This is a genomic window from Bacillus sp. AR13-1, from assembly GCF_008042285.1.
GTDB classification, from domain to species: Bacteria; Bacillota; Bacilli; order Bacillales; family Bacillaceae_G; genus Bacillus_A; species Bacillus_A mycoides.
Window position 1 is genome coordinate 143,742 of sequence record NZ_QNUA01000010.1, and the last position, 26,241, is coordinate 169,982.

Sequence of the window (26,241 nt, forward strand, 5' to 3'; positions counted from 1 at the left end):
TATCCTGTTCTCTCACCAACCCACATTGTATTCAATGTTTCACGTAAAAGCAAAGAAAAACACTTATAATTCCATTCCTTTTATTGCATTGAACAAAAATCGAAGTGTCGGAACAGATTGTTGTTGTTCCTTAGCTTCTTCTAATACATATCCAACAATCGCGTTAACTTCCGTTTGTCTATTCGCTCTTACGTCCGCTAACATAGATGAAGTATTATGGGATGTTTTTTCACATACTTGGCATACCATTTTCCATAGCATTTCCTTATCTTCTTCTTTAACAAGAAATGCAACTTCCTGAAATACTTGCTCCATCATTTGATAAAAAAGCGGGTTTGAAATTAACTCCCCGTTCTCAACCCGCAATAATGCCGTCAACGGATTAATACATACATTGACTACTAATTTATTACGCATAATCCCCTTCCAATCATCTTCTATCTGAATCGGAAAATAATCAAAAGGAAAACAATTAAATACCTTTTTAAAACAACTAGATTGACCACGCACTACACCAAACTTTGTAACACCTATTCCAGTATGACGAACTGTATGTCCACCCTCTTTTTTTGCACCATGCTCCACAATCCCGACTGCTATACGTTCATTTCCTATTTTTTGCATAACGTGAAGATGTGACATTCCATTTTGCAAAAAGATTAATGACGATTCTCCCTGCACAAAAGGTAATATATCAGTTACATGATATTGCTTTACAGCAATAAATGTATAATCTAACTGTTTATCCAGCATACTTTCTATCGGCAAAATAGATGGAAATACCGTTTCACGTTCTCCATTCCTAATACAAGTTACACCCGTTAAGTTTAATTCTTCTGCTTGCTTATCGTTTCTTGTAAACAACGTAACATCTTGATTACTTTTTTGTAAATAAAATGTATATAGGAGACCAATAGCTCCCGGTCCAACAATTCCAATTTTCATCTTCACACAAAGAACTCATATTAACAAGTGATATAAGTTCTCTTGCCTTTCCCCCTTTATATCTTATTAAATTACAATTACATAGTTGAGGATTCAATTATCTTTTAACAAATGCAACCTCTTCTTTCACTACGTATATACTACCTATATACATAGTTCTATTCTTAGTTTAGCAAATCCTCAAAAAAATAATGAAAGAAATATTCTATCTTCTTCATAAAAATTTAAAAATGAGTTATAATATTATTATAAATATTTTAACTTTTCTGCATTCAACAAGATAAGAAAAGGACGTGATGTAATGGGATTCCCAAAAGTTGAACGCTTGCTCATCAATTATAAAACATTAGATGAATTTAAAAAATTTAAAGGGTGCGGAGCTCAAGAACTATCCATGTTGGAAGAATTACAAGCAAACATTATTGAAAATGATAGTGAGTCTCCATTTTACGGTATTTATTATGGTGGATCGCTAATCGCACGTATGAGTCTATATATGAAAAGGAACGGTGGAGAACCATTTGAAATTACAGGTACTTACCTAGAACTTTATAAACTTGAAGTATTGCCGACTTTTCAAAAACAAGGATTCGGACAAATGCTTGTTAATTATGCGAAACAACTACAATTCCCAATTAAAACGATAGCACGTATCCAGTCATCTGGTTTTTGGGATAAATTAAGTTTCCAGCCAGTATCAGTAACTGATGGTGATTTTTATATTTGGCATCCAGAAACAAATTCGAATGCGATTACAAACGAAGAATCTGCATAAGAAACAAAAAAAACAGCTGTTACGCAGCTGTTTTTATTTCTTTAATTTTTCTAATTCTCCATTCGAGCGAGCGCCATTTCTTTCCGCTACCATTACACTTCTTTTTTGATCGATATAATCAAGTAATGTTCTATATTCTTCCTCATATACTGATAATCGCTCCAGAAGACGTTCTTTCTCTGTTTGTAACGATTCAATTTGTTGTTGCAACACCATTAAAGAGCTTTCATCTTTATAATTTCGCAAGAATTCAATAACATCATTCAATGTAATTGATGTAGGCTCTACTACCTTTGTCTCTTTCACTTCATAATTTTCTACTTTACGAAGTTGCTTTGCTTCTTCAATACGTTCTTTGTATTGCTTTCTAACATAAGAATTCCATCTAAATCCACATGCTGCTGGTGTGCGAGACAAATGTCTCCCCACTTCTTTAAAGGCAGAAAGTTGCGTTCCACCTTCTTGAATATGCCGGAGTACTACTTCTGCCAGAAGCAAATCTTCATCATCAGTCCAAGCATCTTGTCTTGTTGTCGCCATCTCTCTAGTCCTCCCTATGCATTTTTTATTAAGCATATGCAGTTACTAGAAAAGATAGAATACAACAAATAAAGAATAAGACAAAAAAAATAAACGTAGAAGATATCTTCTACGTTTATTTTCCTGCAATTACTTGCTGATTACTTCTTTACCTTTGTAAGTACCGCATGCTTTACATACACGGTGAGCTAATTTCGCTTCACCACAGCTTGGGCACTCTACCATACCAGGTACTGATAATTTGAAATGCGTACGACGCTTTCTTTTTACTGTTTTAGAAGTTCTTCTAAAAGGTACAGCCATTCTTCCCACCTCCTTAAAAGAAATAGTTATTTTCATATGAAGGCCTAAACCAGTCTTCCGATTATTTGTCAAAAAACTTTGCAAGTCCTGCTAATCGTGGATCAACAGTCTTTTCTTTGTTTTCTTCCGAAATCACTTGCCAGTCTTGACCTTGCATCGGTGCTCCACCAGAAACATCATCACTGAAAATTTGCATTGGAATCTCCAAAAGTATATTTTCCTTGATTACGGGCAGTAAGTCAAGTACTTCTCCTTCTAAACAATGAATTTCAGCTTCTGTTTCAAATTCTTCTTCCGAAGTTTGGAACACCTCAGTTGTTTTAATGTCAAATGGTAATGTCACATCTACTAAAGAGCGAGAACATGGTAAAACCATGCTTCCAGTTATATGTAGATGAAACGTAAACTTACCGGAGCCAAAATCAACTCTTCCTGTTACATGAGCAGGATTAATTTCACGAATATCTTTCTCGACCTCTTTTAGTTCACTTACATCTACCATTTCATTTAATGTCAATCCTTTATTTCTCAATTTATTCAATTGATGGATGGACCATTTCATATCATATCACCTCAAGGCAACAAACAAAATTATAGCTAGCCATTTTATATTTGTCAATGTTTTTTCTTTACACTATAATGAAGTCATCATAGGAAATAATATATAGACTATCACGTTTTCCAAAAAGATGCTACATCGAAAGGAGAGATTACCATAAAATCCAGTGGTATTGTTGTTGAATATAACCCTTTTCATAACGGTCATGCTTATCATGTGCAACAAACAAAAAAGTTAACACAGTCTGATATTATTATCGCCGTTATGAGTGGTCCTTTTTTGCAGCGTGGTGAGCCCGCACTCATCTCCAAATGGTATCGTACCAAAATGGCCTTAACAAACGGCGTAGACCTCGTTGTAGAGCTTCCATATGCATTCGCAACACAAAAGGCCGAAACTTTCGCAAATGGCGCAATTTCGATTTTAAACGCCCTTGGTGTTTCTGAAATTTGTTTCGGTAGTGAAGATGGACAAGCTGAAAATTTCTACAATACCATCGCTATACAAAAAAATGAAGAAGAGACTTTTAATCGTCTTGTGAAGCGATTTATGAATGCAGGTAATAGTTATGCCAAAGCTACATCTGAAGCCTTTCTACACATCTTACCACCCGAAAAAAACGTAGATATGTCACAACCAAATAACATTTTAGGCTTACAGTACATTAAAGCAATTCTCTTACAAAACAGTTCGATGCAAGCACAAACTATAAAAAGATTCGCCTCTCATTATCATGATGAAACATTTCACGATCAACATATTGCAAGTGCAACAAGTATTCGCAAACAGCTATTTAATGAAAACAGTTCCTCTACAACTATTGAGCCTTTTATCCCGAAGATGACTGCTTCTCTTTTAGAAAACTACAAGCAAAACTACGGGACGTTACATAACTGGGAAAAATACTTTTCATTTTTTAAATACAAACTTATGACGATGTCTTCAGAGGACTTACAACATATATATGAAATGGAAGAAGGTTTAGAGCATCGTATTTTATCAAAAATACAAAACAGTTCATCTTTCTATTCATTCATGGAAGCATTAAAAACAAAACGTTATACATGGACTAGATTGCAAAGAGCTTGTACACATATTTTAACAAATACAACGAAGGAAGAAATACACAAAGCAAATATAGAGCAACATGCGCCGTATATCCGTCTTCTCGGAATGTCACAAAAAGGACAAACTTATCTTTCTAGAAATAAGAAAAAAATAGAACTCCCAATCCTTACTCATACAAAAACATTCGAACATCCAACTTTAGACATAGAACGAAAATCAAATGCTGTATATTTCTCCATAATGCAAGAACCTTTGCGGACACAACTGCTAAAACAAGACGCAACGCATCATCCAATTCGTTATGATGAAATAACGAAAAAATTCCTATAAGAAAAACCTCTCTTCTTCAGAGAGGTTTACTTTGTTTTACCCATTTTTTCCAAATAAGTTAATGCATCATCCAGTGTGTCCACCGGTACAATTTTCATCTTCGTTTTAATATCTTTCGCAGCTTCAAGAGCATCTTTATAATTCGATTTCTCTACACCTTTTTCATTTGGCGCAAAAAACACTTCAGCTCCCGCATCACTAGCAGCTACTACTTTTTGCTGAATACCACCAATTGGACCAATTTCTCCTTTATCATTGATTGTACCTGTTCCAGCTATTTCATGTCCGTTTGTTAAATCTTCTTCAACGAGCTGATTATAAATTTCTAGTGTAAACATTAACCCCGCTGATGGACCGCCTATTTCATGGGAATCGATTTTCACTTTCGGATCTACTACTAACTCTCTTTCTGTAACGATAGAGACCCCTATACCGACGCGTCCATTCCCATTAGGGATCGTCTTTACATTTAAATTTTCTTTAAACTGTTTTCCGCCCCGCTTGTATTCAATATTTACTGTGTCCCCTTCTTTTTTCCCTGTCATATACTCAATAAATTGTTCCGTCTTGTCGAATATTTTTCCATCGACAGCTATAATAACATCTCCAAGCTTAAGCTTTCCCTCTGACGGCATACCCTTTGCTACACCAGCAACCAGTACACCTTTATTTTCAAAAGAAACAGAGCGATTTGCACGTTTATAAGCATTATAGATTGCTGCATTTTGCGAATCTTTCATTGCATAATTTTGGCGAAATTGATATTCTTCATCACTCTCGCCTTTTTGCAATATTTCTTCCGCCTTCGAAACGTGTGTATATTTATTAAATTGCGCGGCTATTAAGTTCACCACATTAGCAGGTCCCATTGAGACAGTGACAAGCATGAAATCGCCAGACTCTTTAGTTCCACCGTCAACTTGCACGTACGGCGCTAATTTCGCGGCCATACCTGGTTTTGTCACATAATACGGCAAGCGCACATAAACAAGTAGCATCGCCAATATAACCCCTATTAAAATTGCATATATAAACCGAAAACGCTTAAACATTATGTTTCTCCTTCCACTGCTCAATTAGTAAATAAATGTTTGAAATATGTTTTTCCGCTTCCACTTCTCCGACCCTAATAATGTCTTCAATATGTGTAAAAGCACGCGAACTAAATTGTTCCACTGCTGGCCGCATCATTAAATCTGATGCTATTTGCCGATTCATCACAAGTTCATGTTGCATAATTTCAATACTTTGCATAATTACATCATAAATCGATGTAACCTCTCCATTCACCTTAATTGGAGATACATCAACAGCAATAACAATATCAGCACCTAAATCTTTTACAACCGATACTGGAATACGGTCAATTACCCCTCCATCCACTAATAAGCGGCCATCTATTTTTTCTGGAACAAACACCCCTGGTACAGATATACTAGCTCGAACCGCCTCCGCAATCGGACCACTTGTAAAAACAACTTTCTCCCCCTTCAAAATGTCAGTAGCCACAACAGCTGTCGGGATATCTAACTCTTCTAAATTTTTATTATATGTAAACATTTTAATCATATCTTTAATACGTTTTCCAGCAATAAATCCCATTTTAGGAACTGTAAAATCCAAATAATATTTCCTTTTGAAAACAGCTGCCAATTTATACAGTCTTTCAACGTTACAACTCGCTGCATAAAATGTACCAATTAATGCCCCTATACTACTACCTGCTATCATGTGAATAGGGATGCCAGCTTCCCTCAACACTTTTATTACCCCTATGTGAGCAAAACCTTTTGCACCTCCGGATCCAAGCGCTAAACCGATTTTTGGTTCCTTCATTTTTCTCACCCTTTAATTTTTTTCATTCCTTTTTCATACTTATGGTCTAAATTCACCACATATCCACGTATACTGAAATGAACGTTTTTGGGACAAAGGGGGATTTTCTTACATGTACGAAAAATGGAAAACTGCTTTTCTTACCATATCAATGTTGTTTTTAACCTTTTCTCTTGTACTTCACCCCCAAGATGCTTTGCAAGCTTCAATTCGCGGGTTAAATATATGGTGGGAAGTTGTATTCCCTTCACTACTACCGTTTTTCATCATTGCGGAACTTCTAATCAGTATTGGTATTGTAAAATTTATCGGTGTTATATTAGAACCACTAATGCGTCCACTGTTTCGTGTTCCAGGGGTAGGCGGATTTGTTTGGGCAATGGGAATGGCTTCAGGATTCCCCGCTGGCGCCAAATTAAGCGCTAGACTACGCAAGAGCAATCAACTAACACAAATTGAAGCGGAACGACTCGTATCTTTCACAAATTCTTCTAATCCACTTTTTATTTTCGGAGCGGTTTCTATTGGTTTTTTCAATAATCCGAAATTAGGACTCGTATTAGCAGCAGCACATTATATAAGTAACTTTATCGTCGGATTACTTATGCGCTTTTATGGTAATAACGATACTTACATAAAAGACAAACATACGAATCAAAAGCGTGCCTTTCAAAACCCTTTTTCCATCCTCCACCAAACACGTATGCAAGAAAAAAGACCAATCGGAAAACTACTCGGTGACGCTATCGTTTCTTCTATTCAAACATTGCTCATGATTGGTGGGTTTATTATTTTATTCTCTGTTTTAAATAAAATGATTACTGTTTTCAAAATTACAGAAGCGCTTTCTTTTATTATGCAACATATTTTATCATTCTTCCAACTTACATCCCAATTTAGTATTCCGATATTATCCGGTATTTTTGAAATGACGCTTGGAAGCCAAATGATTAGTCAAATTAATGAATCAACACTTCTTCAACAAGCGATGGTAACAAGCTTCATTTTAGCATTTAGCGGTCTTTCTATTCAGGCACAAGTAGCAAGTATATTAGCGGAGACAGATATCCGCTTTAAACCATATTTTTTAGCTCGAATTATCCAAAGTATTCTCGCTCCTATTTTCACTTTTATATTTTGGGGACCATTTTATGAAAAAGTTCATTCTTTCTCGCCTACGCAAGAAGATCTTCCCGTATTTTTATTGAATCATTCTTATACACTAACTGATATTTGGACATCATTTATACACTACGGACCAATCTTCACCTTATTTTGTTTATATTTGTATGTCATCTTATTGCTTTTACGCATTCATAAAGAAAAACCCCGTTCACTTTAACGGGGTTTTAAACTTTTCTTTTAAAGCACGCTCTACAATCGGAGGAACAAGGTCTACTACACTCCCACCATATCTCGCAACTTCTTTCACAATACTTGAACTTAAAAATGAATATTGATTATTTGTCATAATGAAGAAAGTTTCGATATTTTCGTCTAATTTTCGATTCATTGAAGTAACTTGCATCTCATATTCAAAATCAGAAACTGCTCGCAAACCACGTAATATTGCATTTGCATTACGCATTTTTGCATATTCCACCAATAATCCACTATGTGAATCAACTTTTACATTCGGAATATCCTTTGTCGCCTCTCGAATTAACTCTAGGCGTTCTTCTACCGAAAAGAATGGTTTTTTTGATGAATTGTTTAAAACAACTACATATACTTCATCAAATACTTTTGCTCCCCTTTTAATAATATCCAAATGTCCAAGGGTAATTGGATCAAAACTCCCTGAAGAAATAGCTATACTTGTCATTCTGTCCCCTCACCTTCATACTTATAAATCGAAATTGCTGTAATCCCGTAGTTTTCTGCCCGTACTTTTACAAGCTCTCCTATAGAATCAGGTAAAACCACGTCATCCCCATGCTCTGCCATAATGATGCCATCTTTATTTAACAATCCATGTTGATCCATTACACTAACTAAAGACACAATTTTTTGAGCTTTATATGGAGGGTCTATTAGTATAAGATCGAATGATATTTCACGCTTTATAAGCGCCTTTACCGCACGCTCTGCATCATTTCGGTACACTTCAGCTTGTTCTTGTAGTCTACAGCTTTCTAAATTTTGATGAATGACTTTTATTGCTTTACTATCTCGGTCAACAAAAATCGCTTTATCAATCCCTCTACTTATGGCCTCAATTCCAAGACCACCGCTACCACCAAATAAATCAAGAGCGATACCACCATCATAATAAGGACCTATCATATTAAAAATAGATTCTTTCACTTTATCTGTCGTTGGACGCGTTGTATTACCAGGTACCGCTTTAAGTGGGTGCCCTTTACATTTTCCTGAAACTACTCTCATCTGTTGTCACTACCTTTATTTCAATCTATAGAGCGATTACAGCAAATTCATTTCAATTCGGTAACCGCTACCGATTCATACTATTTCATACATTTTTTCATTAATCTGTTATTTAACTAATTGAAAACCTCAGTTAAAATAATCGCTCGCTATTTCTTTCATATCCATTTCACTATTTGCAAGCAACAACCCTCTATGTACATCAGTTCCACTTTACCTTTTTTATCCTATCATAAAATAAAAAAAAGAAAAATAAAAAGCCTAACATAAATTTTAATTTCATTATGTATATCTTCATTTTAGATTGGACATAAATAAATATAACAACATCATTTTCGATGTTGTTGCCAACCGCGGAGAAGACTTACGTTTCCCCATAAGTTCTTCCTCCGGTTTCTCCTCTCCCTTTGCCTTCTTACTAGTAGTACATACTAGTATTAGAAGGGCCCTGCTTTGCAGGGTTTTTTTATTTGTCTACTTTTCATTTAAAAAGTCAGGTGGTACAGTAAAAGAAAGAGGAGGAAAAAATATGATTCAACGCTTTATAGAACTCGGAGAAGGCTACTCTGACTTATATGAATTACTTGAAATTGCCAAAACAAACCAAGAACGTGTAACACATATGTTACAATTCGAAACTGTAAAAAACGAAAAAAAAGTGTGTTCACTTGTTGTAATACTAAAACCGACAACTACTGGTGATTTCCAACCATTATACATATGTCGTGAAGGCATTCCTGTACTTGAAAATAAAAAAAGTAAACGTGTCGTTTTATTTGAAGAAATGGCGGAACAAATAGGGAAAAAAGTTACTCCCTTTACTGTAAAACCATCAACAACTTTCCCTGAAAAAGAACTATTTTTTAATCATCTAATTGGTATTTTACGAATGAACAATTTCATTCCTCCAATGAAATAACACGTTATTTCAAGTAAAAAAATCCCCTGCTAAATTTAGCAGGGGATTTTTTTACTTAGCTATAATCGTATTCTTTTGCCCGATCAGGACGCGAATTTTCGAATTCCGTTTTTAAAAATGGGCGATACGACTGTTCTACTTTTTTTACAAAAGGAAGTTTATTCAATTTTTGCATCATATGCTCAATTTGTTCCATATCACAATATACAACGGCATATTTCAAACGTTTTGATATGTAATGAATGTTACCATATTTCCTTAAAATCTTGGCATGTTTCAATGAATGTAAATAAACAATCATACTTTGTCGTTGCCCGAACATAATCTTCTCCATCTTCTCCTTTTAAAAACTTATATTCTTATATTTTATGAAAACCAATCATAAATTTATGACATTAAAGAACAAACTCTGTATACGTTTTCTTCTATATTCTAAAAAACGGGGTAAATTACCCCGTTTTTTTACAACCACAACCGCCTCCGGTACCACAACCACCGCCACAGCCACCCGCATCAAAAAACGGATTTCCTGTTGGAACTTTAACGGAAGAAGACACCTCAGAACCAATTGCTACACTAACTTCATCTAATAACTTCTGTAAAGTTGTTTCTGCTCTTTTAAAGGTCGCAACCTTATCATGCATATCTACAGAACGCTTTAATTCCCTCATTTTCGTCGAAACGAAAGTATAATCAGGATGATATTTACCAAAACGTTGCACTTCTTCGTATCGCTCTTTCATCGCTGTAAATTGCTGAATTAGCGTCTGAACTTCTATATCTTCTTGTAAATCCTTATAATACTTACGGTAATCTTCTGCTATATCTGAACAGATGATCGCTTTTGCAAGCTGCTCTGCCTTATCTAAAATCAATACGCTTTCCAGCGTCGCTACAATCATGAGAGACACCTCCGAGTATTCATCATAACACATTTGGAACAGAACTACTAATTGAAGTGTCTCACCTAAAAGAAAGATATGATTCTAATTACTTTTCATACAATCTCCTTGCACTCTTATACACTAATATGCTCCGCAATATTATATTTAAGAACATCCCATTTCCCGCTATTCTCTTTCACGTAGCTAATACATGCGTTTTTTAACGGCGTTTTAAATGTAATTTCATTTGGTGCAATTGCGTGTAAAATAGCTTTTATTGCATGTGAATGCGCAACAATGATAATACGTTTATCTCCATGTGTTGCTGCAACCTGTTGTAAAGCCGTAAAACAGCGCTCTACAATTTCTTCATCCTGCTCCATTCCTTCTACATTACCTTCTGTAATTAACTCTCTAACGGCCGCAACTGGTTTCCCAGAAGCTTCGCCAAAATTACGTTCCATAAATCGCTCATCTAATAAAATAGATGGTAATCCAATAGCCCCAGCAATTTCCTTAGCTGTTTCTTGCGCTCTAATTAACGGGCTACTTATAATTATATCCCACGATTCCGCTTGCAAGGCAGCTGCACTTTGACTCGCTTGCTTCTTCCCAACTTCATTGAGTGGAATATCTTCGCGCCCTTGAATAATCTCTTGAAAGTTCCAATCAGTTTGTCCATGTCGTACTAAACAAATTTCCGTCATGCTGCAACTCCTTTTTTAAATAATCCGATTCTATTGTAACAAAAGTTTTGCATAACGGACATAGTTTTCCCTTCCAATTACGTCGTATTTTGCTGCTTCATATACTGGAACATATCAATCATAATTGAAGCAACGGCCAATTGATTTTGAAATTTTTCCACTTTATCTGGTATCGTTTTTTTGAAATGCTGCATGGCAGCTAACTCGAAAGCTTCTTTTTCTTCTGGGTTACGCGTCAATTTCCGGTACCAGTATGGCTGTTCCCGAATATAGCGAGCTAAATCCTCATCAGCTTTTATAAACTCCATAAGCTCTGCTCTCATTCTCTTTCCCCCTAATCCTTTTGAAAGAAAAAAGGATTATTTTCAGAAGTACTTTGTTCTTGCTGCGCACGGTTTCCTTGAAATTGTTGAATAACTTGTTGCACGCTACCAATCGCACTCGTTACATTTGCTAAATGATGTTGCATTTGTTCTACGTCTAGCTTTTTAAAGAAAGAAAGCATTTGCCCCATCACATCAGCAGTTTTTTCCTCTTCTGTTCGATTTTCTTTTTCTTCTTTATTTTCTTTTACCGAAGAAAAAGCAGGTGCTCCATCAGGTCTATATGCTGTCCATATTTGATCTTCTTCACCAAGTAAGTACCATTCTTCATAAAATTGCTGCCAAGTTTTTTGACCACTTCTAACCTCATGAACCATTTTAGGGTGATGGTTTACAAACTCTTTAAATTGTTGAACCGATGGATGTAACGGCCCTTTTGTTGTTGGCATAATCCTCACCTCTTCATGTATATCTACTATATTGTAAGAAAAAAAAGGCACATGGTTCGCCTATTTTTAGACGATTCATGCACCTTTTTATCTTCCTATTTGTGGACAGTTAAAGCCCGATTGGTGAAGGCTAATAATCATTGAAGGATGTCCCCCACTGATTAAAGTTTCATTTTATTTTCGGATAAAGTTTTGAGTATAAAATTTATCATATACCCCAACACCTAATCCAGTAAATTGCTCATTTAATAAATTCTTTCTGTGACCCTCACTATTTAACCAACCTTGTACCGCCGCAATTCCATCGCTATGTTGCGCCGCTATATTCTCACCAGCAAGTTGAAAAGCCACTTGCCCACGTTGCAAGCGATCTCCTAACGTACCAAAAGTAGGTGAATCGTGTGAAAAATAATTATTATCCTTCATATCTTTACTATGGCCAAATGCAACATCTGCAGTTTGTTGATCCAACGTTAACAACGGTAATTGATGACGACTCCGAATAATATTTGTTAAATCGAGAATTTGTTGCATATTTCCATTTTCTACTTGCTTCATTTTTTCTGGCGTCAGCGGCTGTTCCGCTATTAATTCACCTGAATAAACAAGTTGATATGGTCTTTGTCGTAATAGCGTTTCATCATCCATATAACGAAGACCAACAAGCTCATGTGTAAAGTGATCAAAGTATAATTGTGCCCATCCATCTTCTACAGGTACTAGCGGTTGTTCCATTACTTCCGTATCAGATAACTCAAATTGATAACTATTCTTTCCTCTTTTTAATGAAATCTCATGTGAAAGTGGATTCTTTTTATATACCTCTTCATACTTTTCATTTATATAATAGGGAGCCACCTTAACTTGCTCACCAGCAACATACGCCGTTACAACTTTACGTTCAGCAACTCCAAATTGAACATACTGAGCTAAATCTTGATTATACACCCACCATTCATATCCATAAGCAGACGGCTCTATTCGAGATGGTTCGCCCCACTTCGCTAATAAATTCTCAGAGTCCCCACCGATCATATTTAAAACAGTGTCTGTGGATTCTTCATTTACTTGCTTCTTCTTTTTCACAATTTTATTTTCTTGCTTAGAGTGAGATGGGGTTAATATATATTGTGACACGAGTAACTTCCCGTATAAATCAACAGCTAAAATTAAAAATGTAATCATTACGATACGCAATAATTTCTTCAAACGATATACCTCCTGAACAAAGCATAAAATCGAGATATACACAAATCCTTTTTTTTCCTTTTTTGTGTGTACCGTACTCTTTTCACTATATCATATTTTCACGAAAAAAGTCTGGATTATCCCTTTTCTCGCAATACGAATTGCACTTTCTTATTATTCGTACTATTATAAAAATAATGAACTAACATTAAAACAAGGAGGTATTTTATGCAATTTACAAATACAAACTTTACTGATGCAGTCGTTGATCTAACTCTTTTAACTGAGATTATGGAAAACAATCATTTTGTACTTGCCGGACAATGGGATTACGAACGCGTTACATATGATTATAAATTTGAAATATTAAAGGATATTTATTATTTACGTGTACAAGGATTTGCTGTTGAAGGTGACATCGGCGGCAGACACGCTCAAGTAAAACTATTGCCACCCTTATTAGGAAAACATTATTATCCTCATGGCGTTGAATATGGCGATGATGAGATTTTTCCAACGAATGTACTTCAAAAAAGCGAACAACTCCTACAAAATATTGAAAAAGAGTTAAAAGAATTTCAAATTATTGAATAACAAAAAAACTAGCGCATTAACACGATGCGCTAGTTTTTATTTCGTCTGCAAATAAGGAGGTAACTCTTGCAGCTGCTCTTTATCCTTTTCACGCTCTCTACGTGCCCATTTAAAGAACACATAACCGATAATCGTACCGTACACTATTTCCTGGACAATTTTCATAATAATACCACCTGTTTGCTGGTCTTGTACTACCGGCATCCAATGTAAAAATTCTGGTCCAGTTATATTTAAATCTGATAAAGTACCCGCCGGTACACAGAGTTCCATTGCCTTCATCCAAGCGGCCGGATCTGTATATGTTGCAAATAATGGTGCAGTCGCAAAAATTATTAACGCACAAGCTGGCGTTAATAAAATACCATTAGCAAACATGTAACCAAGCTTCTTAATATCACTTAAAGTTTGATATTCTGGCAGTGGATTTAACATTGGCCACCACATCATCATTGCTGCAAAAAACAATATAGCAAGGCAAATAGGATGCGCTATTTGACTTTGTTTTACTGCATCAAAAACAATTGGCAAATGATAAAAGGAAAACAGGCCATTAAATACAAACAACGCAATAAGCGGCTTAGCAAAAAACTTTATCACAATTTGAACGAACTTAAAAGAAGTAATATAACGATATAACCAAACAGGTATACCAAGCAGTAATAACGGAGGCACCGCAATATACATTACTGCCATCTCAAACATATGTGCACTAAATATGATATGACCAATTAAATCAATAGGTCCTCCCTTTACAACATACAAAAGAACAATCCCGGTCGTAAAATAAAAAATTTGCTTCTTACTTACCTTCGTCGCATTTTCAAATCGCGTTCTATACGGTCCAATAATTAAAAAATAACTAATAAGAATCGAGATCATAAATAATAAAAAAATTGGACTCCATAAAGCTTGAAAACCAAATACCCATAAGTTTTCCATTTCCACACCTACCTTTTCAAAATTCTTATATTTCATATAAAAAGAGGGCTTTGATATATCAGAGCCCCCTACTATCACTGTTTAAATCCACACAATTGTCATAAAGGCTAATATTGTTAATAAACCAATTAACAATCCAGAGTACAAGAAGAAACTCGCCGCTTCATGCCCTTTATGACTCATATGCATGAAATAATATAACTGAAATATAACTTGAATGACTGCTAACAATAATATAAATGGAACCGAAAAAATCGGGCTAAATGTTTTCGGATATGCCACCGCTGCAAATGCAACTAATGTTAAAAAAATCATTAGTGAAAATGTAACAACTTGGTGCTTCATTTCCTCTGCACTTTTTCTCTTCCGATAAACAAGATCCACCTTAGGATTATTCGTTTGCTTAACCGCCATTGTTTATCCCACCATTCCCATCAAATATACTACAGTGAAAATAAACACCCAAACTACGTCAATAAAGTGCCAATAAATTGATGCAACATAAAACTTTGGTGCGTTGTATAAATTTAAGCCTCTCTTCGCGTTTCTAAAGATTAATGTTAAAATCCAACATAATCCAAACAACACGTGGAGCCCGTGTGTACCAACAAGAGCATAAAATGCAGAACCAAATGCACTACTTCTCATAGTATGCTTAAATTCATGCGTATAATGATAAAACTCATATATTTCAAACCCCAAAAATCCTAAGCCAAGCAACACTGTTACAAGTAACCAAAGTTGCATTTTCTTAAAGTTAAAATTTTTCATATGATACATTGCGTATACACTCGTTAAACTACTTGTTAACAAAAGCATCGTCATAATGAAAACGAGTGGCATTTGAAACATCTCTTGAGATGTTGGTCCACCATTTGTAGAGTTCTTTAACGCTAAATATGTGCCAAATAAGGAAGCGAACAACACTGTTTCGCCTCCAAGAAATAACCAAAAACCAACAAACTTATTTTTCCCCTCAAGGGTTGCTTTTTCAGGCTCTGCTGGAAATGTTTCATTCGTTAATTTCTCATCTACATGCATTACGCCTTGCCCCCCTTATCATCTAAATCTTCCTTATGAATATGATATCCATGATCATCAATTACTGAACGAAGGAACATTGTACCAAACGTAATGATTAAACCGATAATCGCTACTAATAACCAAAATTTATCTTTGCCACCCTGCATATACATCGCACCGAATGCTGCTATGAATAAGCCTAGAGAAATGATAAATGGTGAAAATGAAGCATTTGGCATATGAATATCACCAACTGGTTCCGCTGCTGTCATCTCTTTATTACCTTCACGTTTTTCAATCCAAAACGGATCTAACCCGCGAACAAATGGCAATTGTTTAAAATTGTATTCCGGTGTTGGTGCTGGCATTGTCCATTCTAATGTACGTCCATCCCATGGATCACGGCCAGCCTTCTCTTTTGATACCGTTGTTTTTATTACATTGAATAAAAGAACAATCGTTCCAAGAGCCATAAACACAGCTCCGATAGAACTAATCATATTCCCCATTTCCAACCCTTGGCCCTCAAGATATGTGTAGTAACGACGTGGCATACCAATCAATCCAAGGAAATGCTGAATAAAGAATGTTAAATGGAAACCGATAAAGAATAACCAAAATGTTATCTTACCTAATGTTTCATTTAATACTTTATTAAACATAAGTGGCCAATAATAATGCGCACCTGCAAGTAAACCAAATACAACACCACCAACAATTACATAATGAAAGTGTGCTACTACGAAATAATTATCATGAAACTGATAATCAGCTGGTGCAGAAGCAAGCATAACACCTGTAACTCCACCCATAACGAAGGATGGAATAAAAGCTACCGCCCACATCATTGGTGTTGTAAACCTAATACTTCCACCCCACATTGTAAAGAGCCAGTTAAATATTTTAATACCCGTTGGAACTGCAATCGCCATTGTTGCAACCGAGAAGATAGCATTTGCAACAGGCCCAAGACCAACAGTAAACATATGATGCGCCCATACCATAAATCCTAAAAACCCTATTAATACTGTCGCGAACACCATAGAGGAATAACCGAATAATCGTTTTTTCGAAAATGTGGCGAAGATTTCTGAGAATATTCCGAAAGCTGGGAGTATAAGAATGTATACTTCCGGATGACCGAAGATCCAGAATAAATGCTCCCATATAATCGTGTTCCCACCTAGTGCCGGATTAAAGAAACTTGTGCCAAATAAACGATCTAACATTAAAAGTCCTAATCCTACAGTTAATGGTGGAAATGCAAATAAAATAAGTGAAGATGTTACAAATGTTGTCCATGTAAACATCGGCATGCGCATGTACGTCATCCCTGGCGCGCGCATATTAATAATTGTAACAAGGAAGTTAATACCTCCAATTAATGTACCAATACCTGATATTTGCAAGCCGAGTACATAAAAATCAACACCATGTCCTTTAGAGGCTAAAGCTAAAGATGCATACGATGTCCACCCTGCATCAGGCGCTCCTCCTAAAAACCAACTTAAATTTAAAAATAATCCACCAAAGAAAAATAACCAAAATCCGAGCGAATTCAAAAACGGGAACGCCACATCACGTGCTCCAATTTGAAGTGGTACAGCGGCGTTCATAAATGCAAACACGAGTGGCATAGCTGCGAGGAAAATCATTGTTGTACCGTGCATCGTTAATACTTGATTATAAGCATCCCCAACAAGAAAAGCATTGTTAGGAATCGCTAACTGCAGGCGAATAAATAGTGCTTCTATTCCACCTATTACAAAAAACAATCCACCTGCAATTAAATAGAGAATGGCAATCTTTTTATGGTCTACTGTCGTTAAATAATCCCATATGACAGCACCCATCCCCTGTTTTTTTGCTACAGAACTCACGTTTTCAACCTCCCCTTCGCAAATGATCCCTCTTTATTTTTCAATCTTTAACGTTTGTAAATATGCATTTAATGCATTAATTTGATCATCCGTTAAGTTGCCATATTTACCAGTCATTTTATTACCTGGTTTCATATTTTCAGGATCTTTGAGCCATTTTTTTAAGTTCTCTTCATTATTTTCGGCAATACCAGCAACCATATCGCGATCTGCGAAGTTTGCTAAGTTCGGTGCGATACGAGCAGAAGGTGGTCTACTATCATTTGATCCAACTGCATGACAACCAATACAGCTTTTATTAAATATTTCTTGACCCTCTTGCGCCTTTGTAGAAGCTACTTCTTTTTTTCCATCAATCTTCTTCATGTCAGCAAGCCACTTTTTGTACTCGCTTTCATCCAGAGCTTTCACTTTGAACTGCATTAAAGAATGTGATGGGCCACAAAATTCTGTACAAAAACCATTATAAGTGCCCGATTTATCTGCCTTTAACCACATTTTGTTTACATTATCTGTATTTGTATCCATTTTCCCAGCTAAAGATGGAACCCAAAACGAATGTTTAATATCGGCACCCTTCAAATTCAAATACACTTTCTTACCTGTGGGGATAACTAAATCTTGAGAAGTTACTATTTTTTCTGATTTATAAGAAAATTCCCACCAATAAAGATTCGCTGTTACATCAACAACGATAGTATCTTTATCAATATTCTTTTTCTCCATCGCACTTACATCAGCAAGCTTGAATGTATATGTAACAGTCGGAACAGCCAAGATTAACAAAAGAATAATCGGAATGACTGTCCATATAATTTCTAGTTTGTGATTTCCTTCAACTTGCTCTGGAATATAATCTTCCTCACCCTTTTTTTGTCGGAAACGCACAATTACATATAAGAAAATAATAGTAACTACAAGTACTACTCCTACCATGATTGCACTCGCTAGTAAGAGCAAATCATATTGCATTTTTGCTACTTCCCCTTGCGGAATTAAAGTAGACTGAAAAGCTTTACCGCATCCCCCTAACAGTAAAGCCAGCAGTGAAACGAACGAAAGCAGTCGCCACTGTTTCTTCATACAAACAACCCCCACTTTCTTTGTGAATTAGATTGTACTTTATAGTTAAGTAAAGTAAATCTCAACGTAAAGAAATCCAATCATGTCGTTGTCTTAGAAGAATGTAACTACAATCATTGACACAAATAAGATTGTTAAGTAATTCAGGGAATAAACAAACATTTTTACGGACCACTTGATGTCATCTTGCTGACGGAAGCCATAAAGCCCTAATGCGATCCATCCGATGTTAAGCAATGTTGCAATTACCATGAATGTTATTCCAAGTCCACTCATATAAAATGGTAGTGGTAATAAACATACTGTCCAAATCATAATCTGACGTTTCGTAATATCAAATCCCTGTACAACAGGAAGCATTGGGATTCCTGCATTTCGATATTCATCAACACGCTTCATCGCTAATGCGAGGAAATGTGGGATTTGCCAAATAAACATAATTAAAAATAACATCCAAGCAATTGGATGATTTAAAGACGGATCAATTGCCGCCCATCCAATTAAAGGTGGAACTGCTCCTGATATACTACCTACAACAGTATTTAACGTATATTTTCTCTTCGTCCATAACGTATATAAAACAACATATGTGAAGGCACCAATAAATGAGATTAACACTGCCATCGGTGTAGTAAGTAATAAAAATGCAAAGCCCAGAAGTAAAATTACAAGTCCAAATGCAAGTGCAAAGCCAGGTTTATATTTACCTGTTACCGTTGGACGGTTTTTTGTTCTTTCCATTAATGGATCGATATCTCGGTCAATGTAGTTATTTAAACAACATACCCCTGCCATAATTAATGCCGAACCAACGATTGTGAAAAATAACTTATCTAGATTGTCCATAACACTCAATCCATTAAAATGTAAAGCCAACCAAAATCCTGTAAATACAGTAAGTGTATTTGAGTTTACAATCCCCATTTTAACGAGCGCTGATAAATCTTGTAACCGAGTTGTTTCCGGTACAATTGAAACAGCTGACTCATCATGCAGCTCACTTGTTGCATGGTTCATCACTTTAACCCCCTCTTAAACCTATCATCTTTCTAAGCATATATTTCATGTGAAATATTTCGCTTCTATATAGCAATATTATTACAGTAGAAATATTGTTAACCCATTCTACTACTAATCTACGCCCATACTCCAATATATTAAATCACATTTCCCGAACATTTTGTGAAGAAAACATGAACTTTTTGTGTCGAACATTAAAAAACTTTATTCTAATTTATCCTTATCATAACATGATGTTATCTTCTATAATAAACTATTTTGTCATATTTAGCATGTATTCTCCCCATTTCTTTTCAAAATAGCCTAAATTCCTCCTAAAATATGTATTTTAAATCCCATTTTTTTCTTTATAATACGTACGTTGTCCTCGCCCTCCATTTCTTTGCTATTTTATTATTTTTTATATATCATAGGACTGTAGCACGTTTTATTCTATACATAATGGAATGAAAATATTTCGCAATAACTTCATAGCAGAAAGATGGTGAAAGAGATTGCAACGCTTTATTAAATGGTTAGCAGTCATTACAAGTCTCGATTTATTAGTAGTTTTACTAGGAGGCGCTTTAGTTACAAAAACGGGTTCAGGCCAAGGATGCGGCAAATCATGGCCTCTTTGTAACGGTGAATTTGTTCCATCTAATTTATCAATGGAGACTATTATTGAGCTAAGTCACCGCTTAACATCTGGATCAGCAGGAATCCTTGTTACTCTTCTTTGTATCTTGTCCTGGAAATATTATAAACATGTGCGCGAAACAAAGACGTTAGCAATTTTATCCTTCGTATTTTTAGTTGCACAAGCATTAATGGGGGCGGCGGCGGTTGTTTGGGGTCAAATGCCTGCTGTATTAGCTATTCATTTCGGTATTTCCTTAATTTCATTTGCTTCTGTCATCTTGTTAACGTGTCTTATTTTTGAAATTGATCAGAAATTTGATGCACGTTCACTCATTATGGACAAAAAAATGAAATTTCATATTTATGGTGTAACAATTTACAGTTATATCGTTGTCTACACAGGAGCTTTAGTACGTCACGAACGAGCTACCTTAGCCTGTCCAGACTTCCCTTTATGTAGCAAAAATAGACCTATGCCAACTCAACTACATGAGTGGGTTCAAATGGGACATAGAGTTGCAGCGATGTTAATTTTCGCTTGGATACTATATGCGATGATTATCGCTATTCGCCATTACAAGCAGCAGCGTGTAGTATACTGGGGATGGATTATTTCATTTATCCTTGTTACACTTCAAGCTATAGTAGGGATTTTAGTCGTATTTACAAATGCTAGTTTAGCAATGGCATTATTACATTCGCTCTTCATTTCTTGCCTGTTTGCTGTACTATGCTATTTAGTTATGATAGGTACAAGAAGTACAGTCAATGCAAAAGAAACTGAATCAACTTCTAAGCAAACAAAATAAAGTAAAACTTTAATACCTTGCCAATTCGGCAAGGTATTATTTACACACAAAAAAGAGCTGCTTTCGCACAGCTCTTTTTCTTTATTTTAATGATCTAATTCAATGAGTAAATCTCCCGTTTGAATTGCATCCCCATCATTTACATATACTTTTTTCACTTTACCACTAAATGGCGCTTGAACCGTCGTTTCCATTTTCATAGCTTCTGTAATTGCCATGGAATCACCTTTTTTCACTTCATCGCCTTCTTTTACAACTACTTTAATAACAGTTCCCGGCATCGTTGCGCTAATATGATTTGGATTTTCACGATTCCCCTTCACACGCTGTGCAACAGTTGATTTCACGCTTTCATCTTTCACTACGATTTCACGCGGTTGTCCATTAAACTCCAGGTAAAGCACACGATTTCCATCTGGCTGTGGCTCCCCAATGGAAACTAGTTTAACCATCAATGTTTTACCTTGCTCGATTTCCACATCAATTTCTTCACCAAGTCTCATACCATAGAAGAATGTCGGTGTATCAAGCACAGATACATTTCCATAAATCCCAGCAACTTTTTCGTAGTCCATAAATACTTTTGGATACGATGCATATGCGACTACATCAAAAATTGTTACTTCGCGTCCAAGTTTGTGGAATAACTCTTCTTTTAAAGCATCAAAATCTACTGGTTCTAATAATTCACCCGGTCTTACTGTTAATGGCTCTTTCCCTTTTAAAATAATTTTTTGTAATTCTTTCGGGAAACCACCATATGGTTGTCCTAAATCTCCAGAGAACATTTCAACAACAGATCCTGGGAAGTCCATAGCATGTCCACGTTCTAAAATATCTTGTTCTGTTAGGTGATTTTGAACCATAAATAATGCCATATCACCGACAACTTTAGATGATGGTGTTACTTTTACAATATCGCCAAACATATCATTAACACGGCGATACATCACTTTAACTTCATCAAAGCGATCTCCTAAACCAACCGCTTTTGCTTGTTGTTGAAGATTACTATACTGTCCACCCGGCATTTCATGCATATATACCTCTGTGTGAGGAGCATTCATACCACTTTCAAATGGAGCATAGTATTTTCGTACATCTTCCCAATAATGAGATAGTTTTTCTAATGAGTCTATATTAACATCTGGTTGTCTTTCGTTTCCACCTAACGCATAGTATAATGTATTCGCACTCGGCTGTGACGTTTGACCAGCCATAGAACTCACCGCTACATCGACAATATCAACACCTGCTTCAATCGCCTTCGTATACGTTAAAATACCATTTCCGCTCGTATCGTGTGTATGCAGGTGAATTGGAATCGACACCGTCTCTTTTAGTGCTGAAACTAAATCATATGCTGCGTTTGGCTTTAGTAAGCCCGCCATATCTTTAATTCCTAAAATGTGAGCTCCTGATGCTTCCAACTCTTTTGCTAAATTTTTATAATAATTTAAATCATATTTACTGCGTAACGGATCATGAATGTCTCCTGTGTAACACATTGTTGCTTCTGCAATCTTACCAGTATCTCGTACAGCATCAATTGCAACTCTCATGCCTTCTACCCAGTTTAAGCTATCAAAAATACGGAACACATCAATTCCGGCTTGCGCGGAACATTCTACAAATTTTTGAATTAAATTATCTGGATAGTTTTTGTATCCAACTGCGTTTGAAGAACGAAGTAACATTTGGAATAAAACGTTTGGCATTTTTTCACGAAGATCTAGTAATCGTTCCCATGGATCTTCTTTCAAGAAACGATATGCAACATCAAACGTTGCACCGCCCCACATTTCTGCTGAGAATAAGTTTGGTAACATTCTCGCTGTCGGCTCTGCAATGTGATGTAAATCTTTTGTACGAACACGAGTTGCAAGTAATGACTGATGTGCATCACGGAATGTTGTATCAGTTAAAAGTACACGCTTTTGATCTTGTACCCACTTTACTAATCCATCCGCTCCACGCTCATCCAAAATTTGTTTCGTTCCATTTTGCATTGGCTCTGAGTGTATCACATTTGGTATACGAGCATCTGGGAAAATTGGTTTCTCTTTTTTCCCTACTCCCGGGAAGCCATTTACTGTTACTGTACCAATATAATTTAACATTTTTGTTCCGCGGTCTTTACGTTTCGGGAACAAGAATAGTTCAGGTGACGCGTCAATAAATGAAGTGTCATATTCTCCTGATAAGAAGTTTTTATGTTTTACTACATTCTCTAGGAATGGAATATTTGTTTTAATACCACGAATACGGAATTCTTTTAAGTTACGTTCCATTTTTGCAGCGGCTTGTTCAAAAGTAAGTGCCCAAGTAGTAACTTTTACAAGTAAAGAATCGTAGTACGGTGTAATAACTGCACCTTGGAAACTATTACCTGTATCAAGACGAACACCAAAACCACCACCTGATCGGTACGCCATAATCTTTCCTGTATCAGGCATAAAGTTATTAAGTGGGTCTTCTGTTGTTACACGAGATTGGATTGCAAATCCATGCACAACCACTTCCTCTTGCTTAGGAACACCTACCATTTTGCTATGTAATGCATGTCCATCAGCTATTAAAATTTGCGATTGAACGATATCCACTCCTGTAATCATCTCTGTAATCGTATGTTCAACTTGAACACGTGGGTTTACTTCAATGAAGTAAAACTCATCACCTTTTACAAGGAATTCTACCGTTCCAGCATTTAAATAATTTACATTTTTCGTTAACTTTACTGCAGCATCACAAATACGCTGACGCAAATCATCTGAAAGCGACACGCTCGGTGCAATTTCAACTACTTTTTGATGGCGTCGTTGTACAGAGCAATCACGCTCATACAAATGAACAACATTACCTTCTTCATCTGCTAAAATTTGTACTTCTATATGTTTAGGTTTTTCAACGAATTTTTCAACGTACACTTCATCATTACCAAAGGCTGCTTTTGCTTCTGATTTCGCGCGATTATACGATTCTCTTAATTCTTCACTAGCACGTACAATACGCATACCGCGACCGCCGCCACCAAGGGATGCTTTAATAATAATCGGGTAATCATACTTTTCAGCAAATTCTTCAACTTCTTCTATTGAATTTACTGGACCATCACTACCAGGAATAATTGGAATTTGTGCTAGCTGCGCTTGTGTTCTTGCTTTAACTTTATCTCCAAACATGTCTAAATGCTTACTTTTTGGACCGATAAAGATAATCCCTTCTTCTTCACAACGTTTTGCAAATTGAATATTTTCTGACAAGAAACCATATCCAGGGTGGATTGCATCTACATGATTACTTTTCGCAATCTCAATAATGCCTTCAATATCTAGATAAGCATCAATTGGCTTTTTCCCTTCCCCAACTAAATAGGACTCATCGGCTTTATAGCGATGATAAGAACCGCTATCCTCTTTAGAATAGATCGCAACTGTGTTTAATCCAAGTTCTGAACATGCTCGGAACACACGAATTGCTATCTCTCCACGGTTAGCTACCAATACTTTTTGAATACGTTGCAGCTTTGTCATGATTTTCCCCCTCTATTTTCCTACCACTCTAGAGATAAAATACATACACACTCTAAAGAGCGTGAAGTTCTTCACTTTCTACATTATATTATACTTAGAAAGCTTCACTTTATTTTTATCCATCATACCTTATTTTTCAACAAATGATAAGTTTTCTGATCGATTTGTTTCACAAAAATAGTATAGCATACCTCTTCCTTTTCTAACAACAATATTGTATATCACATTCACTTAAATGTAATATACTTTTCGTTTTATAACAATCAATATTGTATCACATTTAAAATCTAACAAAATAAAAAACACATTGAACTCTAGAGCTCAATGTGTTTTTTATTTTACAACAACAAGATGCGGTCCACCTTGTTCTATTTCGTTAGTCAATTTGTTTTGTTGTTTCTCTTGTCGTTTTACATAACTAGCAATATTTAACAGTATACCCATTGCAAGCAGATTAGCTAACAAAGAACTCCCACCATAACTAACAAATGGTAATGGCACCCCTGTAAGCGGTATTAACCCAGACATACCACCGACATTAACAAAAGTTTGAACTCCAAACAAACTTGCAATTCCAATTGCTATTAAACTTCCAAATGGATCTTTACACTTTTGTGCAATTCTAAATGCCCGAATAATAATAAGTAATAAACAAATTAAAATGACAGCTACACCTATAAAACCAAGCTCTTCAGATATAATTGCCATAATAAAATCTGTTTGCGGTTCCGGTAAGTATCCATATTTTTGCACACTGTTCCCTAATCCTCGACCATTTAGCCCTCCTGAAGCAATTCCAATAAAAGAATTTATTAATTGGAATCCATCATTCTGAGGATCATTAAATGGATCAAGAAAAACGGAAAAACGTGCCTTTTGATACTTGCTTAATGCATAATTCCCGAGAAAATATAGTGCCGGAATCCACACTATGGCAGTTAAAACGATTCGTTTTATCCATAAATTAATCCGTACCCCCGAGCAAAGAAACATAATTCCAACCGTTCCCGCAATTAATAAATCGGTACCTAAGTCATTTTGCTTTAAAATTAAAAACATTGCCAATCCAACAAAACCAAGCGTAAGTCCCGATCCTTTAAAAACAGGAGTATCTGTCTCTTGTCTTCTCGCAAAAAAACGAGCTAATATAATAATAATCGATATTTTAACAAATTCAGCGGGCTGTATACCTAATATCCACCCTTTTGCACCGTTTACTTCCTTACCGAAAAACAAGGCTGCTGCTAATAAACCAACACTACCTATTCCCATTGCTATTAAAACTATACGCTTCCTCCAAAGTTTATAAGGAATAGCAATGATAATTGCTAACATTATCGCTCCAACAGCTAGAATTAATACTTGCCTATTAAAAAAGAAATCCGCTGGTTTCCCATGCTTCGAAATCGCAACAATGGAACTAGAACTATATACCATTATTACTCCCAGCACACATAAGATAACAAGAGGAAGTAATAAGGAATAATCCATCGATTTCCATACTTTTTTCATTTCATTTCCT

The 26,241-nt window shown here is 35.8% G+C and carries 28 protein-coding genes; 6 read left to right on the top strand and 22 right to left on the bottom strand.

The features are described from left to right. Positions 1 to 63: 63 nt before the first annotated feature. Positions 64 to 951, bottom strand: coding sequence for a 2-dehydropantoate 2-reductase (gene panE / locus DN408_RS08715; RefSeq protein WP_098632795.1), 888 nt, complete (start codon positions 949 to 951; stop codon positions 64 to 66). Between the two features lie 295 nt (positions 952 to 1,246). Here panE and DN408_RS08720 point away from each other — a divergent pair, with 295 nt between their 5' ends. Continuing rightward, positions 1,247 to 1,720, top strand: a complete 474-nt coding sequence (locus DN408_RS08720) for an N-acetyltransferase (RefSeq protein WP_002014751.1) — start codon at positions 1,247 to 1,249, stop codon at positions 1,718 to 1,720. A gap of 33 nt (positions 1,721 to 1,753) precedes the next feature. Here DN408_RS08720 and DN408_RS08725 read toward each other — a convergent pair whose 3' ends face one another. The 3 genes from DN408_RS08725 to DN408_RS08735 all read right to left on the bottom strand — a co-directional run bounded on the left by DN408_RS08725 (position 1,754) and on the right by DN408_RS08735 (position 3,125). After that, positions 1,754 to 2,260: an RsfA family transcriptional regulator gene (locus DN408_RS08725; protein WP_002185042.1), complete on the bottom strand. Its 507-nt coding sequence runs from the start codon at positions 2,258 to 2,260 to the stop codon at positions 1,754 to 1,756. A 129-nt stretch (positions 2,261 to 2,389) separates the two neighbouring features. Continuing rightward, positions 2,390 to 2,563 carry a 50S ribosomal protein L32 gene (gene rpmF / locus DN408_RS08730; protein WP_001984764.1) on the bottom strand — a complete coding sequence of 58 codons (174 nt, stop codon included), beginning with the start codon at positions 2,561 to 2,563 and terminating at the stop codon, positions 2,390 to 2,392. Between the two features lie 61 nt (positions 2,564 to 2,624). Further along, positions 2,625 to 3,125 carry a YceD family protein gene (locus tag DN408_RS08735; RefSeq protein ID WP_002014753.1) on the bottom strand — a complete coding sequence of 167 codons (501 nt, stop codon included), beginning with the start codon at positions 3,123 to 3,125 and terminating at the stop codon, positions 2,625 to 2,627. A 153-nt stretch (positions 3,126 to 3,278) separates the two neighbouring features. Here DN408_RS08735 and DN408_RS08740 point away from each other — a divergent pair, with 153 nt between their 5' ends. After that, complete coding sequence (locus tag DN408_RS08740; RefSeq protein WP_175491553.1) at positions 3,279 to 4,520, top strand: nucleotidyltransferase; 1,242 nt, start codon at positions 3,279 to 3,281, stop codon at positions 4,518 to 4,520. 26 nt (positions 4,521 to 4,546) lie between these two features. Here the strand turns inward: DN408_RS08740 and DN408_RS08745 are convergent, their stop codons facing one another. After that, positions 4,547 to 5,572 carry a SepM family pheromone-processing serine protease gene (locus DN408_RS08745; RefSeq protein WP_002088283.1) on the bottom strand — a complete coding sequence of 342 codons (1,026 nt, stop codon included), beginning with the start codon at positions 5,570 to 5,572 and terminating at the stop codon, positions 4,547 to 4,549. Beyond that, the gene (locus tag DN408_RS08750) at positions 5,565 to 6,356 is read right to left on the bottom strand and encodes a patatin-like phospholipase family protein (RefSeq protein WP_002088284.1); all 792 of its coding nucleotides are present in this window, start codon (positions 6,354 to 6,356) and stop codon (positions 5,565 to 5,567) included. Before DN408_RS08750 ends, DN408_RS08745 begins: the two co-directional genes overlap by 8 nt. Positions 6,357 to 6,468: 112 nt before the next feature. Between DN408_RS08750 and ylbJ the strand changes: the two genes are divergently transcribed. After that, the gene (ylbJ, locus tag DN408_RS08755) at positions 6,469 to 7,698 is read left to right on the top strand and encodes a sporulation integral membrane protein YlbJ (protein WP_078177798.1); all 1,230 of its coding nucleotides are present in this window, start codon (positions 6,469 to 6,471) and stop codon (positions 7,696 to 7,698) included. On the opposite strand, the gene coaD is transcribed toward ylbJ, so the two are convergent. Together coaD and rsmD are read right to left on the bottom strand one after the other, a co-directional pair. Continuing rightward, a complete protein-coding gene (gene coaD / locus DN408_RS08760) occupies positions 7,690 to 8,181 on the bottom strand; it encodes a pantetheine-phosphate adenylyltransferase (protein ID WP_147740065.1) in 492 nt (163 codons plus the stop codon). The two genes, ylbJ and coaD, sit on opposite strands and share 9 nt — an antisense overlap. Further along, a complete protein-coding gene (rsmD, locus tag DN408_RS08765) occupies positions 8,178 to 8,744 on the bottom strand; it encodes a 16S rRNA (guanine(966)-N(2))-methyltransferase RsmD (RefSeq protein ID WP_001266992.1) in 567 nt (188 codons plus the stop codon). Before rsmD ends, coaD begins: the two co-directional genes overlap by 4 nt. Before the next feature lie 529 nt (positions 8,745 to 9,273). On the opposite strand from rsmD, the gene DN408_RS08770 reads away from it, so the two are divergent. Further along, on the top strand, positions 9,274 to 9,663 hold the full coding sequence (locus tag DN408_RS08770; protein ID WP_002014762.1) for a DUF7147 family protein: 390 nt from the start codon (positions 9,274 to 9,276) through the stop codon (positions 9,661 to 9,663). Positions 9,664 to 9,718: 55 nt separating this feature from the next. Here DN408_RS08770 and DN408_RS08775 read toward each other — a convergent pair whose 3' ends face one another. From DN408_RS08775 to DN408_RS08800, 6 genes are all read right to left on the bottom strand, one after another. Continuing rightward, on the bottom strand, positions 9,719 to 9,985 hold the full coding sequence (locus tag DN408_RS08775) for a YlbG family protein (RefSeq protein WP_002088292.1): 267 nt from the start codon (positions 9,983 to 9,985) through the stop codon (positions 9,719 to 9,721). A gap of 127 nt (positions 9,986 to 10,112) precedes the next feature. Further along, a complete protein-coding gene (locus tag DN408_RS08780; RefSeq protein WP_002128868.1) occupies positions 10,113 to 10,565 on the bottom strand; it encodes a YlbF/YmcA family competence regulator in 453 nt (150 codons plus the stop codon). A 116-nt stretch (positions 10,566 to 10,681) separates the two neighbouring features. Next, positions 10,682 to 11,254, bottom strand: a complete 573-nt coding sequence (locus DN408_RS08785; RefSeq protein WP_147740066.1) for a histidine phosphatase family protein — start codon at positions 11,252 to 11,254, stop codon at positions 10,682 to 10,684. Positions 11,255 to 11,331: 77 nt separating this feature from the next. Beyond that, on the bottom strand, positions 11,332 to 11,577 hold the full coding sequence (locus tag DN408_RS08790; protein ID WP_002014770.1) for a YlbE-like family protein: 246 nt from the start codon (positions 11,575 to 11,577) through the stop codon (positions 11,332 to 11,334). A gap of 11 nt (positions 11,578 to 11,588) precedes the next feature. Continuing rightward, entirely contained in the window at positions 11,589 to 12,026 is a 438-nt protein-coding gene (gene ylbD, locus DN408_RS08795; RefSeq protein ID WP_002088296.1) for a YlbD family protein, read from the bottom strand. 174 nt (positions 12,027 to 12,200) lie between these two features. Next, entirely contained in the window at positions 12,201 to 13,235 is a 1,035-nt protein-coding gene (locus DN408_RS08800; protein ID WP_002088298.1) for a CAP domain-containing protein, read from the bottom strand. 207 nt (positions 13,236 to 13,442) lie between these two features. On the opposite strand from DN408_RS08800, the gene DN408_RS08805 reads away from it, so the two are divergent. After that, a complete protein-coding gene (locus tag DN408_RS08805; protein ID WP_002014773.1) occupies positions 13,443 to 13,808 on the top strand; it encodes a YugN family protein in 366 nt (121 codons plus the stop codon). A gap of 36 nt (positions 13,809 to 13,844) precedes the next feature. On the opposite strand, the gene ctaG is transcribed toward DN408_RS08805, so the two are convergent. The 6 genes from ctaG to cyoE form a co-directional block, all read right to left on the bottom strand. After that, a complete protein-coding gene (gene ctaG, locus DN408_RS08810) occupies positions 13,845 to 14,750 on the bottom strand; it encodes a cytochrome c oxidase assembly factor CtaG (protein WP_033708188.1) in 906 nt (301 codons plus the stop codon). A gap of 81 nt (positions 14,751 to 14,831) precedes the next feature. After that, on the bottom strand, positions 14,832 to 15,164 hold the full coding sequence (gene ctaF / locus DN408_RS08815; protein ID WP_002014776.1) for a cytochrome c oxidase subunit IVB: 333 nt from the start codon (positions 15,162 to 15,164) through the stop codon (positions 14,832 to 14,834). A gap of 3 nt (positions 15,165 to 15,167) precedes the next feature. Further along, entirely contained in the window at positions 15,168 to 15,791 is a 624-nt protein-coding gene (ctaE, locus tag DN408_RS08820; RefSeq protein WP_000557861.1) for a cytochrome c oxidase subunit III, read from the bottom strand. Next, positions 15,791 to 17,626, bottom strand: a complete 1,836-nt coding sequence (gene ctaD / locus DN408_RS08825; RefSeq protein WP_002014777.1) for a cytochrome c oxidase subunit I — start codon at positions 17,624 to 17,626, stop codon at positions 15,791 to 15,793. The genes ctaE and ctaD overlap by 1 nt, the downstream gene beginning before the upstream one ends. Before the next feature lie 60 nt (positions 17,627 to 17,686). After that, positions 17,687 to 18,736: a cytochrome c oxidase subunit II gene (gene coxB / locus DN408_RS08830; protein WP_002088304.1), complete on the bottom strand. Its 1,050-nt coding sequence runs from the start codon at positions 18,734 to 18,736 to the stop codon at positions 17,687 to 17,689. 93 nt (positions 18,737 to 18,829) lie between these two features. Beyond that, positions 18,830 to 19,753: a heme o synthase gene (cyoE, locus tag DN408_RS08835; RefSeq protein WP_002033731.1), complete on the bottom strand. Its 924-nt coding sequence runs from the start codon at positions 19,751 to 19,753 to the stop codon at positions 18,830 to 18,832. A 497-nt stretch (positions 19,754 to 20,250) separates the two neighbouring features. On the opposite strand from cyoE, the gene ctaA reads away from it, so the two are divergent. Then, on the top strand, positions 20,251 to 21,186 hold the full coding sequence (gene ctaA, locus DN408_RS08840) for a heme A synthase (protein ID WP_002014781.1): 936 nt from the start codon (positions 20,251 to 20,253) through the stop codon (positions 21,184 to 21,186). A gap of 86 nt (positions 21,187 to 21,272) precedes the next feature. On the opposite strand, the gene pyc is transcribed toward ctaA, so the two are convergent. Next, positions 21,273 to 24,719: a pyruvate carboxylase gene (pyc, locus tag DN408_RS08845; RefSeq protein WP_147740067.1), complete on the bottom strand. Its 3,447-nt coding sequence runs from the start codon at positions 24,717 to 24,719 to the stop codon at positions 21,273 to 21,275. A 333-nt stretch (positions 24,720 to 25,052) separates the two neighbouring features. Beyond that, positions 25,053 to 26,231 carry an FtsW/RodA/SpoVE family cell cycle protein gene (locus DN408_RS08855; protein WP_002128874.1) on the bottom strand — a complete coding sequence of 393 codons (1,179 nt, stop codon included), beginning with the start codon at positions 26,229 to 26,231 and terminating at the stop codon, positions 25,053 to 25,055. Positions 26,232 to 26,241: the final 10 nt, after the last annotated feature.